Source organism: Chryseobacterium sp. sg2396, from assembly GCF_042610505.1.
GTDB lineage: Bacteria > Bacteroidota > Bacteroidia > Flavobacteriales > Weeksellaceae > Chryseobacterium.
Map to the genome: position 1 here is coordinate 36,759 of NZ_JBHGAQ010000021.1, position 13,975 is coordinate 50,733.

Sequence of the window (13,975 nt, forward strand, 5' to 3'; positions counted from 1 at the left end):
GAAAACGATACCTACATCAGTTTGATGATATACCTCAGCGTGATGTGAGAAGGTATGATGCTGAAGCTCCTCGCTTCAAGCCTCGATGGCCTGTGGTCGTCGCTGTCCATATCGTTATTCGTCAGCCTCTTTACGAAATAATAGTCATGGCTGTGGTACAGGGCATCATTATTGTCGATACCTCTGGTTCCCCATTTTGTACCGACATTGAATCTGGTTTCATAATAAGCATGGTTATGCCAGGGCAGGTTTTCTGCTGTTAATCTCATCTCATCCGAACCTCCTTCTCTTACGGCATCCGAGTTCGTACCCCTGATAAATTTATTGATGAGGTTCGGTTTTCTTCGCCCTATAATTCTTATTGCGTCGGAATTTCTCCAGTCTATTTCACTCCCATCGCACAATTCCCACCCCCACGGTATCTCTTTACCTGCAAAAGCGACAACGGTACCAATGGGAACGGATACATATTCGTTATTGGCATACAGCCTGTTTTTAATTTCCGTTTTTTCAGCAGTAATTCTAATGAGCTCCCGGCCATCTTTCACAATTTTCAGCTCATTGGATAGCAACTCAATCTGCTTTTTCAGTTTCAAAAGTTCAACCGTCAGGATATTGATATTCCCTCCATCAGATTCCAACCGCTTAATATTCCCTTCATTGGATTCCAGCCGGCTGATATCACCGCGATCTGATTTAAAATCATTTATATTTAATTTTTCTGACATAATGATTGAATTAATTTAGATAAAGTATCTTTCTGATCCTGAGAAAACCTTTTTCTGATAAACCGTTTACATATATAAAATATGACCGGCCTACACCGTTTTCATAATGTAAAGCATCTTCACATTAGGAGGCGTGATATCAAACGCATGTCCCTCACCGGTCCTCGTGGTGAAAAGCCGGCTTGTATTTTCCGAACTCCCGTTATAAAAATCGGCTCTGTCGTCACTACCAACGGCGTGTGAAGTTGTGACCGCCTGCCGGGTATAAAAATTATATTTCATTTTTTCGTATTCATGGGAGTGAGATGGTATATTCAGTTCGGTCAGGACAATGCTTTTGCGCCCTGTTTCGACTTCCCGGTTCCTGCTTTTATCTGTTGTTCCGAAGATGACTTTATTGTCCAGATTCGGTGCGTTGTTTCCGTCGCACACTTTCCAGCCTTCGGGAATTTCCCGTCCTGCAAAGGCTACAATGGTTCCTATGGGTACCGATACCAGTTCTTCATTGGCATAGAGTTTATTTTTAACTACTGTTTTTTCAGAATTAATTCTGATCAGTTCCTGCTTCAGGTTATTTACTATCTTCAGGTCATTTTTAAGCAATTCGATGGTCTCCTCCAGTTTTACCATTTTAGCCACCAGCTGATCGATGGTTGCGGTGTCTGCTGTAATGTTTTTAAATTTACTTTTTCCCGATTCAAAATCGTTTATATAAAATTTTTCCTCCATACTGTTGTCGTGCTTATTGATAATAATAAAATATTTTGCCGGTCCTGAGATAAAACCGGGCCCTGCCGTTCCGGTAACCGGGAATATTTCTGTATTCCAGGTAAAACGGATAAGATCCTGAAGGGAAATCCGGGCTGTCATTTTTAGCCAGCAGACCTGAGATTTCAATATCCATCCACTGGTTTTGCTTAATGACCGTATTTTCTTTTACATAAATTTTGAGATGTTGATCTTTAACCGTATTCAATTCCCTGCCTTCCCTGTTTTTTATCTTAATGTTAACAACCTGCAGGACATCGTCCCTTACTATCCCCATCTGTCCGGAGGTTACTTCAAAAGATGCATTTTGTCCGAAAGCGACTTCTTCTCTCCGGCTGTTCATGATTCTCAGGATGATCGTCTGGGCGGTTTTTTTTTCACCGTTATATAAGGTATCATTACCGAAAACAAACACTTCAAAAGGGCAGACATCGGCCCCGCGATCATCCTGTATAGCAACCGTCCGATCGATGGTTACCGATTTACCGCCGGACAGGACCATGTTCGTATGATCTCCCGTTTTCAGCGTGCAGTTTGTGAGTTCCAGCTGCACAAACATTCTGTCCTGATTCCTCAGATTCACCAACCCCACAAATGGAAGAGGGATAAAAATTTTGCGACCTTTTATCATGGCTGTCCCTGCTTTTATAGCTATAGAGAAATCATCCCCTTCCGTGCTTACGGATGCGGTTTCAGGAACGCTTTCTTTCAGCTGAAAAAATCCTTTTTTGGCTTTCAAGATAAGATGAACATTCCTGTCAGGATGAAATTCGATAAAGTAGGTATCAAGATCAATATCCAAGAACAATCCCTTCGTGTCATCATCCAGAAAGAGCCGGTCCTGATACCCGGACTTATTGTAAAGGCTGAACCCGATCGTACTGAAAACCGACAGGTTCTCTGCATTCTGATAGCTCCGTATTTTTTTCAGGGCAGAGGCGTTGACTTCCTCCTGAATGCTGAGATCGGAAAACTTTATGTTGCTGTTTTTTCCGGCCTGCAGCTTTATTTTGCCGATTGATCCTAAAGAGAGATCCGCCTTGTTTATTTCTTTATTAAATAAAAAAGTTTTTATTTTATCACGGCTAATGGTAACCGTAATATTATACCACGTATCCTGCGTAAGCGGTTCTGTGGGGTTTTCCATAATCCATAAAATGTTATTCCGGATTGCCAGGCTGTACAGGTCATCAACAACCAGAAAAGAATCATCCGAAGCGTTACCCTGCAACAGCTGATAATTAAAAAACAGGTTGATGACATACGATTTATCAGCCTCAATGATAAATTCACCGAAAGTAAAGTGTATAGCATTGCTGTTTTTCAACAGCAGATAGCTGCCTCTCCGGGTGTCGAAATCAATATTCGAGTCCTGCAGTTCGGAAACAATCGTGACGTTTCCGTTGGTATTGATGATCTGCCGGTTTTCCAGGCTGTCCAGAGGAAAATGATAAGAGAGTATGTTACTCATCGGTATATTGGGATTATAATTGGTTAGATTTAATGGATACCCAGCCTTCTTTTAATATTAACCCGGGAATAACGGGATTTGAAATATTAAAATCCATAATGGACATTTTGCTTCTTTCAATAAGCTGAACCAGCCTTTCATCTTCTTCCGTCAGAGATTCCCGGTGTATCCATTCCCGGTATTTTTCCGCATCTATGTAATACAGGTTTTCGTCCGGGAAGAATGCTTCCTCGGCTATCAGCCCTTTTGTTCTCAACGCGTCAAGATCTTTCTCTTCCAAACCTTTTAAGGACAGATCCTGGGTGATACGGTTGAGGACCGGTTTATTTTCCGCAGAGAGCTTTTCTTTTTTTGTTTTCTTAAGGTCTATCCAGGACCAGCGGTAGCGTTTATCTTTTAACAATGAAAGCTGCAGATTTTCTTTGGGCGTTACCACGGGAGAGGTGAGCAAGGTAAGCTCGATCTTCCGCAGTGCATATTTAATTTCATTATAGGGCAGGCTTATATTTTTTTCAGGTAAAATTCCGGATTTCACAAAGAGCCCCGCTTTGGGATGAAGTAGCGCAATTATGGATTTTTCAGGTCCGTTTATGGTAACAAACCCTTTGTTATCTTCCGTTTTTGAAGCCATAGCCAGCTTTTGTAAATCGTTCTCCTGCGGAATGATATGCAGGTCCTGCAATGTTTCCCAGATCAGATTTCCCTTTTCGGTAAACTGTTTTAAGATATAAGGCCGGGAGAGATCTCCTTTTTCATCGAGTATCTGCTCAAGGAGAAGGATCAGGGATTCAAACCGGCTGCCGGCGGAGTTCCCGTTTTCTTCCTTTATGGAAGATGTTTCCGGATTTTCCGGATTAAGCAGCGCGGTAAAACGGTCCAGAAAAAAATCCATATCGGAGCTGATCAGGTCATCCGGCTTGAACGGTACGGAACGATTCCGCTTATCGCTTCTGGGATTGCTGCTCACGAAGGCACTTACTTTTTCCAGTTCTTCCGTGTTTAAGATATCAGCTAACTCAGCACTTTCTTCAAAGGCTGATTCCAGGGTCTTCCGGATTGATGACGGATTTTTCAGCTTTTTTCCTGAAGCATCAGAATTCAGCCCGTTTTTTATATCCTGATAAATGGTAAAGCTTTTCCGGGCAGCGGAACTCAGGCCGGAAACGGTCTGGCTGTTGATGTAAAGCATCCGGCGGTTGAAATCGCCTTCTTCCATATGCCAATAGCCTATGAGTCCGTCATTGTATTGATTGACATCTCCGAAACGGACCGGAAACCTGATGTTGCAGAGTCCGCTTTCGTGAGCGGAATGATCGGATACAACATCTCTGTTTTTAACATTATACACAGGCTTTCCTCTGGAAACCAACCGGTAGTCTATTTTTGCAATTGCAATCGGGAGGGAAGCCATGGTTTCCATCAGCGATGGGTTCTGATAATTTTCCGGAGCAATGTGTTCTAGATTATGCTGGATTTCTTTAATTACCTCAGCGACAAAGCCCGGCTTTTTACTTTGCTTTGAAAACCATTTCACCATATTTCTGAGATCGGGATTTTCAATCTTTTCAATGCCTGTCTTCTTTTCATATCCGGAGGCGGTATGAAAGGGCGTAGGTTCCCACTGGCCTTCATCGTTCACAGCACCGATGTGCAATCCTTCACTGTTGAAAAATTCAAGATGCTGATTGATGAAAACCGGTATCATCCATCCGATCACAGGACTTTTCACCGAGTCTGAGGTATGATAGTCGAATTTAATATCCAGTGCAGAAGGCTGCAGCACTCTCGGTGGCAGGATCACCCAGTTTTTCCTGTCGGCAAAGGTCTGGTTTTTTGTGGTGATGATCTTATCCGGATAAATTTTCTGCTCCCGTCCGAAACTGTCTGTCACCCTGAGACGGCTTATGCTCAGCGCCCCATTTCTTAACGGATTGAACGTAGATAAATGATTGGCTGACAATAAACTGATGTTTGCTTTATGATTATTCAGCAGAGCAGTAAGTGCACGGGCTGCCTTTTTATGGTTCCGGAACCCGTTGGGAATGAAAGGCAGTACAGACAGGGCATGGCTCCGCTGGATCATCAGGTTGTTGAAATCCGAAAGGGTAAATTCAAACAGATCGGTTCTTTCAAGCTTTGCCCTGTATTGTTCCAGGAGGTTATAGATCGGCTGATTCTGATCTGCTTCCCTGAAGGTTTCAACGGCTTTTTCAATTCTGCCCAATACATATTCTTTCAGTGTGCTGTCTACCAAGGAGTTCCCGTAGTACTGATTTCCGGAGGAATTATAGGCAATATTATCCAGCTTATAATCTTTGATCAGGTCGGCATTCTGCTCATCCAGACAATAGGTATCGAATAAAAATTCTGAAGAGAAATTTTGATCTGCCGTGTTGAGGTAGTGTCCGTTCTTTTTGGGCAGGAATTCAGCATGCCATTCTACTTTAAGGGTTTTCCAGAGATTGGCTGCCACTTCTGTTACCGGAAGCATGTTGTCCCGGACCATTTTATCGATGAAACGCTCTATGCGGCCTTCAATTTCAACATATTTTTCCTCCGGGGAAATGGTGTCACCAGCATCAAAGGTCCGGACCAGGGCATTTTTACCGGAGGTGGAGACAATAACGGTCGGAGGTAGTGCTTCATAAAAATTATGCGTATTCTTCTTTTCGATCGTTATTTTTGAAAGCGCAAGATGCCTTAGTTCTTTTTTTATTGTCAGCTCATCAGAATTTTCATGCAGCGATGGCAGGTATTTCAGGGATGCTGCTTTCAGGTCTTCTATTCTTCTGATCAACTTATCAATTACCATTTCAATGTCTTTGCTGGTTTTTATCCGGTACTGAAGCTCTTCGGTGGTAATATGGATCCTATCTGCCAGCTGCCGACAATACATTTCCGTGTATTGTAGAGTTTCTATTTTAGCTTCGATCTGTGCAAGAGATCCGTTTACGCGGTTACCGGCAGATCTTTCTAAAAATACGTCAGACAAATAATTGGACCAGTCGATATAGGCAGATTCCAGATCAGAATAAAAATGATGATGGGCGTCATCGCATTCTCTCTGCATGCGATTTAGCTGCTCCAGATCATCTGCAAATAATTTTTCAATTCCGTAAATCACTGCGGTGCTGTCTACAGGCAGATCTGTGGCCATTACCTGCCATCCGGAGAACCCGGCGGTGACGCTGAACTGTTTTTCATGCTGCTGATGTCGCAGGCGGGAAACCCAGTCCAGCTTCTGATCGCTCAGGCTGTCTATATTCAGTACGGATTCTATCTGCTCTTCTTTTCGTAATCTTTCGACCAGTGTTTCGCCTTCATCATTTAAATCCTCGAGTATCAGAGCTGTCAAAGCTTCCGGAAGCGTATTCGCCACTGCGATATGCAGGGCCCCTTCCTGTTTATTGGTTTCCCCGGTTTTTATAATGAAGTTACCGGCAACAACCGGCAGGGTCCTGTCTCCTTCCACCCAACCTATAATCAGATAGGATTCATCAGAAACCGGCTCACGATCATGGAACCCGAATACGCTTCTGCAATTGCCGAAATGTACATCAAATGAAAGGCTTCCCCAGCCGACCGCCGTTAAATTCCCGAGATGCTCCGAAGACCCACCGGCCTTCCTCTCCCATTCACAACGGGAATATTTCCTGCCGATGTAGCAGAACGAAAAGTCTCCCTCCGGCTTTCCCCGAAGGTAGCTGCAGGTCTGATTCCGGTCCAGAGCCGGATCGTTGACATCCCAGATGTAATCGCTTTCGACGATCCATTCCCGGTCTCCCCGCCTGATATACCAACGGTCGGGAGCGGGCGGCAGATTTCCCTGATCATCAAATTTCTTAAAGAATCCGGGCAGAACGAAATGGATATGAACTCCCTTTTCCAGATAAACGGCGTTGTCATAAGAGAACGGAGGCGGAATGACCGAACTTGTATCAAAAGGCGTATTGGGATTTTCAAACACATCTTCCGGCATGTTCATCCACGGGATATTTTCAAACCGGATATCCTGGCCAATGATCTGCTGCGGCTGATCCAGGTACAGGGCATTGATCTGTAAAGGGAGTAATCGGGGCACTAATGATGATTAAACAGGTTTTTTTTCTTTTTTTTCTTTTTCTACAGTTCCTGCTTCAGTATCAGGGGGACTCAGGAGCTTGCTATTGGCTTCAATGTTGGTTTTCAGCTCATTTAACAACTCGTTAAAATTCTTATCCACATCCTCGGCTTCGTAATGGATAAGAGAGGCTTTTTTGAACCTGATGCCCAGCGATTCCAGGAAAGAATCCTCAGCTTGCCAGTCTTTTTTATTGATCTCCGCCTCGATATCATCGACCTCTTTTTTGGCATCTGCCATTTCTGAAGCTATTTTATTTTCTTCGACCCATCTCAGATAGGCTTTTGCCAGGCTGAAATATTTTTTCAGCGCTTTGTCTTTTTCTTCACCGGCTTTTGCATTTTCCCATGCCGTTTTAGCTTCAGCAACATCTTTTTTGTCTACCCTGTTTTCAAGAGTCAGGTAATAAAGGCTACGTTGCTGCACTCCATTTACATCACAGCCCAGCTCCCCTTTCAGACCTTCTATATTTGCAAATTCAAGAGCAGACTGGATGCTTTCATTTTTTATCCTGCTGCTGTCCACATTCCCTTTTCCGATCAGCCTTTTGTCAGCGCTCATATAAAGAGCGTGGATATCCACACCCAATACTTCTACATTTCCGTATATGATGGTGTTGGAGGCATTCACGCGTAATTCAGTACCGGCTGCCGGATCTTTGAAGACAAATCCTTTTTTCCGGTCTTTGCAGTTCTTAACATCGGAAATATCGTAGATAAAATCGGTTTCGGAAGCCTTCAGGCTATCTCTGAGATCTTTGTCGTCATCTCCTGTCAATGTATTTTTTTCTATCTCTTTACTGTCATCATCTTTACCTACGGTTACTTTTCCGTATTTATCCGTATTACCGGTCACTGAAAGAACCAGGTATGCTTTATCAGCGGTAAAGACTCTTTTAAAATTTTTTAATGCCATGTTTAATATGATTTTAATTATAGATGTTTTCCGATTTTTAGTATGTGGAAGTTATCTGATCTTTTAATTTTGGTAATTTTGGTAATCCATCTGATGGGCAAATACGCAAAAAAAAAGAATGGATGCCCCCATATTCTCCCAACAAAAGTAATAACTCCACGAAATATTTCCGTACGTATAAATACGGATTTTAGGGATAAGATATAGTTTCGAAATAAGATATGCAGGGATAGGGATAATTTTATTTTATAAAGCCAAAACTTTCAGATTAACACTTTGAAAAGTTCGCCGATTATTTACTGATGGAAAGTATACGATTAAACCTAAATTCCTTAATGTTAAAAATACATTTAGAATTTGAACAGCCTCTCATCAAGAGCTATTCTATAAAAAATTAAAACTACACTTATACTGTTTTAGGCACTTATTTTTAAGATTTGCTACCCAATCTGAATCTTATAATAAGCCATCCACCGCTTCAGGTTTCCGACCATTCTTTTCAGATGATCTTCGTTCAGAAAGATATTGGTCCAGTATTCAAACCTGTCGCACTGAACACTTATATAGTAAGTCATGATGGCTAAACATGCATAGGGTAAAAACTTTTTTTCCTCATTGCTGATTTCCGTTACTGTCTCATATCCATTCAGGAAGGCATCTGCCTTTGTCTTATACTCCTCTTCATCTAAATGTGTTGCCAGCAACTGAAAGAGGAAATAGGAAATGTCGAAACATAAATAGCCGTTGCCACAGAAATCGAAGTCAAAAAAAGTTACTTCTTTTTCATCGATGTGCAGATTGTCAAACCATACATCAAGATGAACGGCTCCGCACCTCATTTTCTGAGGGTCAATGCTTTCCATTTTTTGCATTAAAAAAGCAGAAAGGATTTCTAAAAACTCAATTTCGTTCTTGTTTTTACCGTAAAATTCTTTTGCTTTTAAAACAGGATATTTAAGTAGGTTTTGGGTATTATACGATATTCTTTTCAGTTCGAAATTTTCTGTCGACTGATGAATTTCCGCCAGTGCCCGTCCAATCATAAAACTTGTTTCCTCTGAAAACTTTGCGGTTTTTAGACCTTTCGCATACGAAAATAAAACGCCAAATCTTATTCCTTCCGGGGCATCAATTTCCTGAATGAATTGGTTTGAGGTATCCGCTATTGGAAAAGCAACCTGTCCGACAGCCTTCTTTACATGAGTTAAAAGCTTTATTTCTTCTTCAATTTCCAATTTTGTCCGCCAGCGATGCGTATATACTCTGAAAACATATTTTTCTGCACCACTATGGATGAGATATACATGATTCATAGCAAGCCGCAATATTTTGCATTCCGTTTTTTCGCTTAGTCCATATTTTTGCTGGATATATTTGCCCAGTTTATCGGGTGAAAGTGTACTGTTTATTACCGGAAATTTCCCTGTCATCAATTTTAGTTTGCAGTTGATTATAAAAGGGTGCAATTTCGTTAAAATTTATGGGTTTTGCCTATCCTGATCTTTTTCTGAAATGAAATGGCCCGTTATATTTATTCAGTCAACGAATAAGCTACGGGCTATGGAATTTCCGATCCTTGATTTAAAGTTCTTTTTCTTACATTGCGAAGAATAAAATCATTAGTTTTTTATAAATTGCCGCTTAGCCAGTGTTAATCGCTGAATAATACATGGATATAGTATCTCTACAATCTTAAAATAGCTGTTTTTAGCTGTAAACCAGTAGTCTTTTTTGGACAGGCCATAACAAATTTTAATATAAAACGTTTCGTTTTCCAGCCGATCTGCATTTATGTAATAAAATGATCATCTGGAATGTCTTTTATAGTGTAAGCAGCAATCGCTAAAATTTTATGATTAAAGAAACATAAAATAAAAATATTCTAAAGGGAAAACCATCTTAAAGGGAACAGCAATGAAAAAAATCGTAATCCTGTTTTTAATGATCCACCTCTATTCATTTGGTCAAAAAAAAGTAAGTGTAAAAATAGATCACAGAATTGAAGCCGTCAGTATTTTTTATACGCTGGCCACAATGGACACTTTAGATGTAAAGCCTACTCCATCAATTTATTACAAACAGTTCAGTCAGTACTTCGCAAATTGCAGGAACCATCAGTCATTAGATTGGTATCGGAATCTTAACGTATGGGACGGTTATGATCTTTCAAGTATCGGTTTGTATTTATCAGATGGGTATCCATTCAAATTAAAAATCCCCTATTCCGGCAGTCAGCTGCGCAGTTCGGAAATCAGTGTTTTTTTAGAAAAGTTTAATGCTTTTTATAAAGACTGCAGGGTAGATCGTTTCCTGAAAGCCCATAAAGAAGATTATGCCCGCATTGTAGAATTTGCCCAAGATCAGATCATGGCAAGCAACCTGTTAAATGATGTTGAGAAATTTTACCATAAACAGAAAAAAGGAGAAATCATCATTTTTGTAGATCTCCTCAACAACCTGGGCAATAATGCAATTTCAGTTGATGACAAAACTTTTAAAGAAAAGAAGATGTTTAAGCTGGCCTATCTGAAGGATAAAAATATTATTCAGACCGATGATTCGAAAGTGACCTTTGTCCCATTACCCAACATCGTAATTCACGAAGTATCCCATCTGTATCTCAACGATTTTATTCCTTTGTACAGGGAAAGATTAAGTAAGAAAAAGAATATTTTTTTAATTACGGCAAAGGGGGAAAAGCTTAAAGAATCAGAATGGGAAAATGAACTCGATGAATTGATCGTCAGAGTTTGTGTATCTAAAATAATGGGTGAAAAATATGGCCCTGAAGCAGAACTAAAGGAAGTTGAAAATCAGTCAAAACATTTTAAATATTTTAAAGAGATCCATTCGTTTTTCAGCCTGTATACAGAGCACAAGAGCAGATATAAAAGCATATCCCGCTTTTATCCGGAAATAGTGGATTATCTTGAAACACTGAATTGATTGTCTTGTAGACAGACCGTTCTTACAAGAAGTATCTGAAGCCAATAAAGTAATACAAGTCTACTATCGTAACAGCGCCCAACACGGCTTTCGTTTCCGGAGACATCAACAGCTGCACCACCTGGGGGAATCCGCCCGCAATCTTCAGAAACATACAGGATACCAAAACGGTAAATACGGGGGTTACCGTTACCGCCAATGAAAGCTGGAGTACCAAAGCCATGAACCTGGTGGGTACAGGTGCCATCCAGTTTCCGGCTTCCCATATCCTTGATTTTACCACGGACCAAGGGAGCCGACAAATCTTGCGGATGTCCCTAGTTCCGGTAAAACACAGGTCCTGACATGTATAAAACAACAATGATGTATGGGCACAAAAACAAGTTCATTATTAGCGAACACCTTTAACAAACCGGTTCAAAGGACCGGAATCGGTGGCTCAATGGTGCCGAACCCACGATATCATCGTTATATTCCGCGGAAATCGGTGGTTATAATAAACGGATATCCTCCGAAGCAGAGATCGGGTTAACGGACCGGACAGGGAAGCCGCATACCTGAAGTTTCTTCTGCCTTTTTATTGCTGACAGCCTATACCCTTTAAATCCTGCCATCATCTGTACGTATCTTCAAAACAGCCATGCGGTAACACTCTATTTCCTATCCTTCCCCAACATTTTGTTTTGTATAAAAATTTTTAAACAAATGTCTCAAACATCATACAAAGCATGCTGTTACAGCTTAAAATTAAAAGGGTATTTTTGGGACTGTTAAACACAACATGACAGGCCGGCCACCAGGCGGCACAGCATGAGGATAAAACCTCCCGCTTTCCGGCCGGTACGATAATGAAACCGTATGAGAAAAAAAACAGCACCCGTTGCGGCAGGGCTGATGATTTTTACCGCAATGCAAACTCAGGTAAGAATCGTGAATAATACCGTTAACAGCTCGGTAAGCAACAGCCCTGCATTCATCGATGCATCGTCCAACACTGCCGTCAACGGTTCCGCCAATATAGGAAAGGGGCTGATTTTCCCCAGGGTAGATCTCTCTGCCCTGGCCTCTTTCCCCGGGGTTACCTCGGGAATTCCGAATTCTTTTCCTACCCGCTTCGACGGGATGATCGTTTATAATACCGCTGCATCCGGTGTTGCCGGTGTAGGAAGTACGATGGGGATCCTCACACCGGGCTTCTGGTATTATGAGAATAAATCACTTTCCGTAAACGGTGGCCAGTGGAAGCCCATCGGCGGGAATACCCTCGGTATTCCTTCCGGCAGCGCCACCACAGGATCGGTTATTGCGTTAACGGGCAGCTGACCGTTGCCCAGCTGTCTGCCGACTTCAGTATTCCGACAGCCATCACCCCCCAGATGATCGGAAACCTCAACCGTGAAATTCTCGATAACGAAAACAAGTATACAGAATCGGTTACCGATAATTCTTTCGAAGCATCCGTTAATGGGGTGTATGAAATTACCATCAATGTCCAGCTCTCTACCGAATACGGTTCTTATCCTGTGCTCGGCCTCTGGGACGATACGACGGGCAAATGAGCCGTACGGGTCAATGATACGTTTTCGGCCCCCACGGGAGGCCTTCAGACCTATACCCTGGTCTGTTCCGCAGACCTGGTGGCCTCGGATACCTACTCTTTCCGGATTGCCAATAACTCCGCCGGGACTATTCTTGTCAGCCAGAGTTCGGGAACTACCGGATCCGGACCTGTAAGCCAGGTTTCGGTAAAGCGGATCCGATAAGGTATCTTAATGATGCCTAGAAAAAAATTATCACCGGATTATTTCAAAAAAATCAAATGGCACTGCAGACCCTAGTATACCTATCTTATTCATAAAAAACAAGATTTAATTTATTTAATATTATGCCAGTACTACACAAAATCAAAGCCTATCTGTACGATAATGTGCTTACCCCGGATCCTAACGATTTTATAGCCCGTACGATAAGCGAGCGGTCGCTGAATGTGAAGCAGATCTGTGAAGCCTCGGTAAACAGAGGGGGTGCAGATGTATCTGCCGCCTCCATAGAACACGCCGTGGAACTCTTCCTGAAGGAAATGGCGTATCAGCTTTGCGACGGATATTCGGTAAATACGGGATATTTTACCGCCGGCACACAGATCCGCGGGGTTTTCAGCTCAGCCGCAGAACACTATAATCCCCAGAAACACAACATCCTGTTCCAGTTTAACCAGGGCGATAAGCTCAGGGCCGAAATTCCCAATATTGAGATCAGCATTCTGGGAGTTGCGCAGAGCGATGCCATTATCCTGGAAGCGAAAGATGTGAAAAGCGGTACAATAAACGACCTGCTGACCCCCGGTAAAAACCTTAAAATAAAAGGAAGCAAGATCAAGATCACGGGAGACAACGCGGCCAACGGAATTTTCTTTGTGGAAACCTCTACCCAAACGCGTTTGCCTGTAGATGCTTCCGACATCGTTATCAACAACCCTTCCGAGGTCATCCTGATTATTCCCGATCTTCCGGCAGGTACCTATACCCTGGAAATCGTTACCCAATACGGGAACGGAAGCCTTCTGAAAGATCCGAGGACGGCCAGCCTTGACAAAATCCTCACCGTAGAATAACGGTAACCATACGCCCGTATGGCACCCTGCAGGACGGACGTATGGCACTCCACCATCCGGGCGTATGTCCTTCACCCACAGCCGGGATATCACCGATGCCGGAGTTGCCTTAGGACATCCGTCAGGATTTTCTGAAATTATACGATATCCTCCGGAAACGGAATTTCCCATACGGGAATAATAGGGCAAAAAAATTTAAATTTACCTGTTTCAGGAAGCAGGGCTAACAGAGAAATCATGTAATTAAGAAAAGTATAAAAGTACATATTCCCTTTTCAACATTCTGAAAAATTGATACAGGATAAACAGGTGATATTTATTTTTTTCCTTTCTCTATTCCGCTTTTTCCGATAAAACACAGGCTGTATAAGGGGAGATCCTCTATTTCGGGAAGTTACAAAGGCCCGAAAAGC

Annotated in this window: 10 protein-coding genes; 4 read left to right on the top strand and 6 right to left on the bottom strand. The window is 42.2% G+C overall.

What is annotated here, in order from left to right; genetic code table 11:
• Positions 1 to 11: 11 nt before the first annotated feature.
• The 5 genes from ACED20_RS18480 to ACED20_RS18500 all read right to left on the bottom strand — a co-directional run bounded on the left by ACED20_RS18480 (position 12) and on the right by ACED20_RS18500 (position 9,315).
• Positions 12 to 728 (bottom strand): hypothetical protein, encoded by a 717-nt coding sequence (locus ACED20_RS18480; protein ID WP_294220660.1) that lies wholly within the window; start codon positions 726 to 728, stop codon positions 12 to 14.
• Between the two features lie 742 nt (positions 729 to 1,470).
• Positions 1,471 to 2,967 carry a hypothetical protein gene (locus ACED20_RS18485; RefSeq protein WP_378106236.1) on the bottom strand — a complete coding sequence of 499 codons (1,497 nt, stop codon included), beginning with the start codon at positions 2,965 to 2,967 and terminating at the stop codon, positions 1,471 to 1,473.
• Positions 2,968 to 2,980: 13 nt separating this feature from the next.
• The gene (locus ACED20_RS18490; protein WP_378106238.1) at positions 2,981 to 7,048 is read right to left on the bottom strand and encodes a hypothetical protein; all 4,068 of its coding nucleotides are present in this window, start codon (positions 7,046 to 7,048) and stop codon (positions 2,981 to 2,983) included.
• 9 nt (positions 7,049 to 7,057) lie between these two features.
• Positions 7,058 to 8,002, bottom strand: a complete 945-nt coding sequence (locus ACED20_RS18495; RefSeq protein ID WP_294241088.1) for a hypothetical protein — start codon at positions 8,000 to 8,002, stop codon at positions 7,058 to 7,060.
• Between the two features lie 440 nt (positions 8,003 to 8,442).
• Positions 8,443 to 9,315 (bottom strand): phosphotransferase, encoded by an 873-nt coding sequence (locus ACED20_RS18500; protein WP_294322772.1) that lies wholly within the window; start codon positions 9,313 to 9,315, stop codon positions 8,443 to 8,445.
• Positions 9,316 to 9,916: 601 nt separating this feature from the next.
• Here ACED20_RS18500 and ACED20_RS18505 point away from each other — a divergent pair.
• Positions 9,917 to 10,948 (top strand): DUF4932 domain-containing protein, encoded by a 1,032-nt coding sequence (locus ACED20_RS18505; RefSeq protein ID WP_294333272.1) that lies wholly within the window; start codon positions 9,917 to 9,919, stop codon positions 10,946 to 10,948.
• Positions 10,949 to 10,970: 22 nt separating this feature from the next.
• Here ACED20_RS18505 and ACED20_RS18510 read toward each other — a convergent pair whose 3' ends face one another.
• Positions 10,971 to 11,195 (bottom strand): hypothetical protein, encoded by a 225-nt coding sequence (locus ACED20_RS18510; RefSeq protein ID WP_345766142.1) that lies wholly within the window; start codon positions 11,193 to 11,195, stop codon positions 10,971 to 10,973.
• Positions 11,196 to 11,806: 611 nt separating this feature from the next.
• On the opposite strand from ACED20_RS18510, the gene ACED20_RS18515 reads away from it, so the two are divergent.
• From ACED20_RS18515 to ACED20_RS18525, 3 genes are all read left to right on the top strand, one after another.
• A complete protein-coding gene (locus ACED20_RS18515) occupies positions 11,807 to 12,271 on the top strand; it encodes a hypothetical protein (protein WP_294241081.1) in 465 nt (154 codons plus the stop codon).
• 53 nt (positions 12,272 to 12,324) lie between these two features.
• On the top strand, positions 12,325 to 12,507 hold the full coding sequence (locus tag ACED20_RS18520) for a hypothetical protein (protein WP_345766144.1): 183 nt from the start codon (positions 12,325 to 12,327) through the stop codon (positions 12,505 to 12,507).
• A gap of 326 nt (positions 12,508 to 12,833) precedes the next feature.
• Positions 12,834 to 13,562 carry a DNA-binding domain-containing protein gene (locus ACED20_RS18525; RefSeq protein WP_294198207.1) on the top strand — a complete coding sequence of 243 codons (729 nt, stop codon included), beginning with the start codon at positions 12,834 to 12,836 and terminating at the stop codon, positions 13,560 to 13,562.
• The last annotated feature ends 413 nt before the right edge of the window (positions 13,563 to 13,975 follow it).

Excerpts from the sequence above, each read along its gene's own strand:
- ACED20_RS18480 (WP_294220660.1), bottom strand. The coding sequence starts at position 728 with ATGTCAGAAAAATTAAATATAAATGATTTTAAATCAGATCGCGGTGAT.
- ACED20_RS18485 (WP_378106236.1), bottom strand. The coding sequence starts at position 2,967 with ATGAGTAACATACTCTCTTATCATTTTCCTCTGGACAGCCTGGAAAAC.
- ACED20_RS18495 (WP_294241088.1), bottom strand. The coding sequence starts at position 8,002 with ATGGCATTAAAAAATTTTAAAAGAGTCTTTACCGCTGATAAAGCATAC.
- ACED20_RS18500 (WP_294322772.1), bottom strand. The coding sequence starts at position 9,315 with ATGAATCATGTATATCTCATCCATAGTGGTGCAGAAAAATATGTTTTC.
- ACED20_RS18505 (WP_294333272.1), top strand. The coding sequence starts at position 9,917 with ATGAAAAAAATCGTAATCCTGTTTTTAATGATCCACCTCTATTCATTT.
- ACED20_RS18510 (WP_345766142.1), bottom strand. The coding sequence starts at position 11,195 with ATGGCACCTGTACCCACCAGGTTCATGGCTTTGGTACTCCAGCTTTCA.
- ACED20_RS18515 (WP_294241081.1), top strand. The coding sequence starts at position 11,807 with ATGAGAAAAAAAACAGCACCCGTTGCGGCAGGGCTGATGATTTTTACC.
- ACED20_RS18520 (WP_345766144.1), top strand. The coding sequence starts at position 12,325 with ATGATCGGAAACCTCAACCGTGAAATTCTCGATAACGAAAACAAGTAT.
- ACED20_RS18525 (WP_294198207.1), top strand. The coding sequence starts at position 12,834 with ATGCCAGTACTACACAAAATCAAAGCCTATCTGTACGATAATGTGCTT.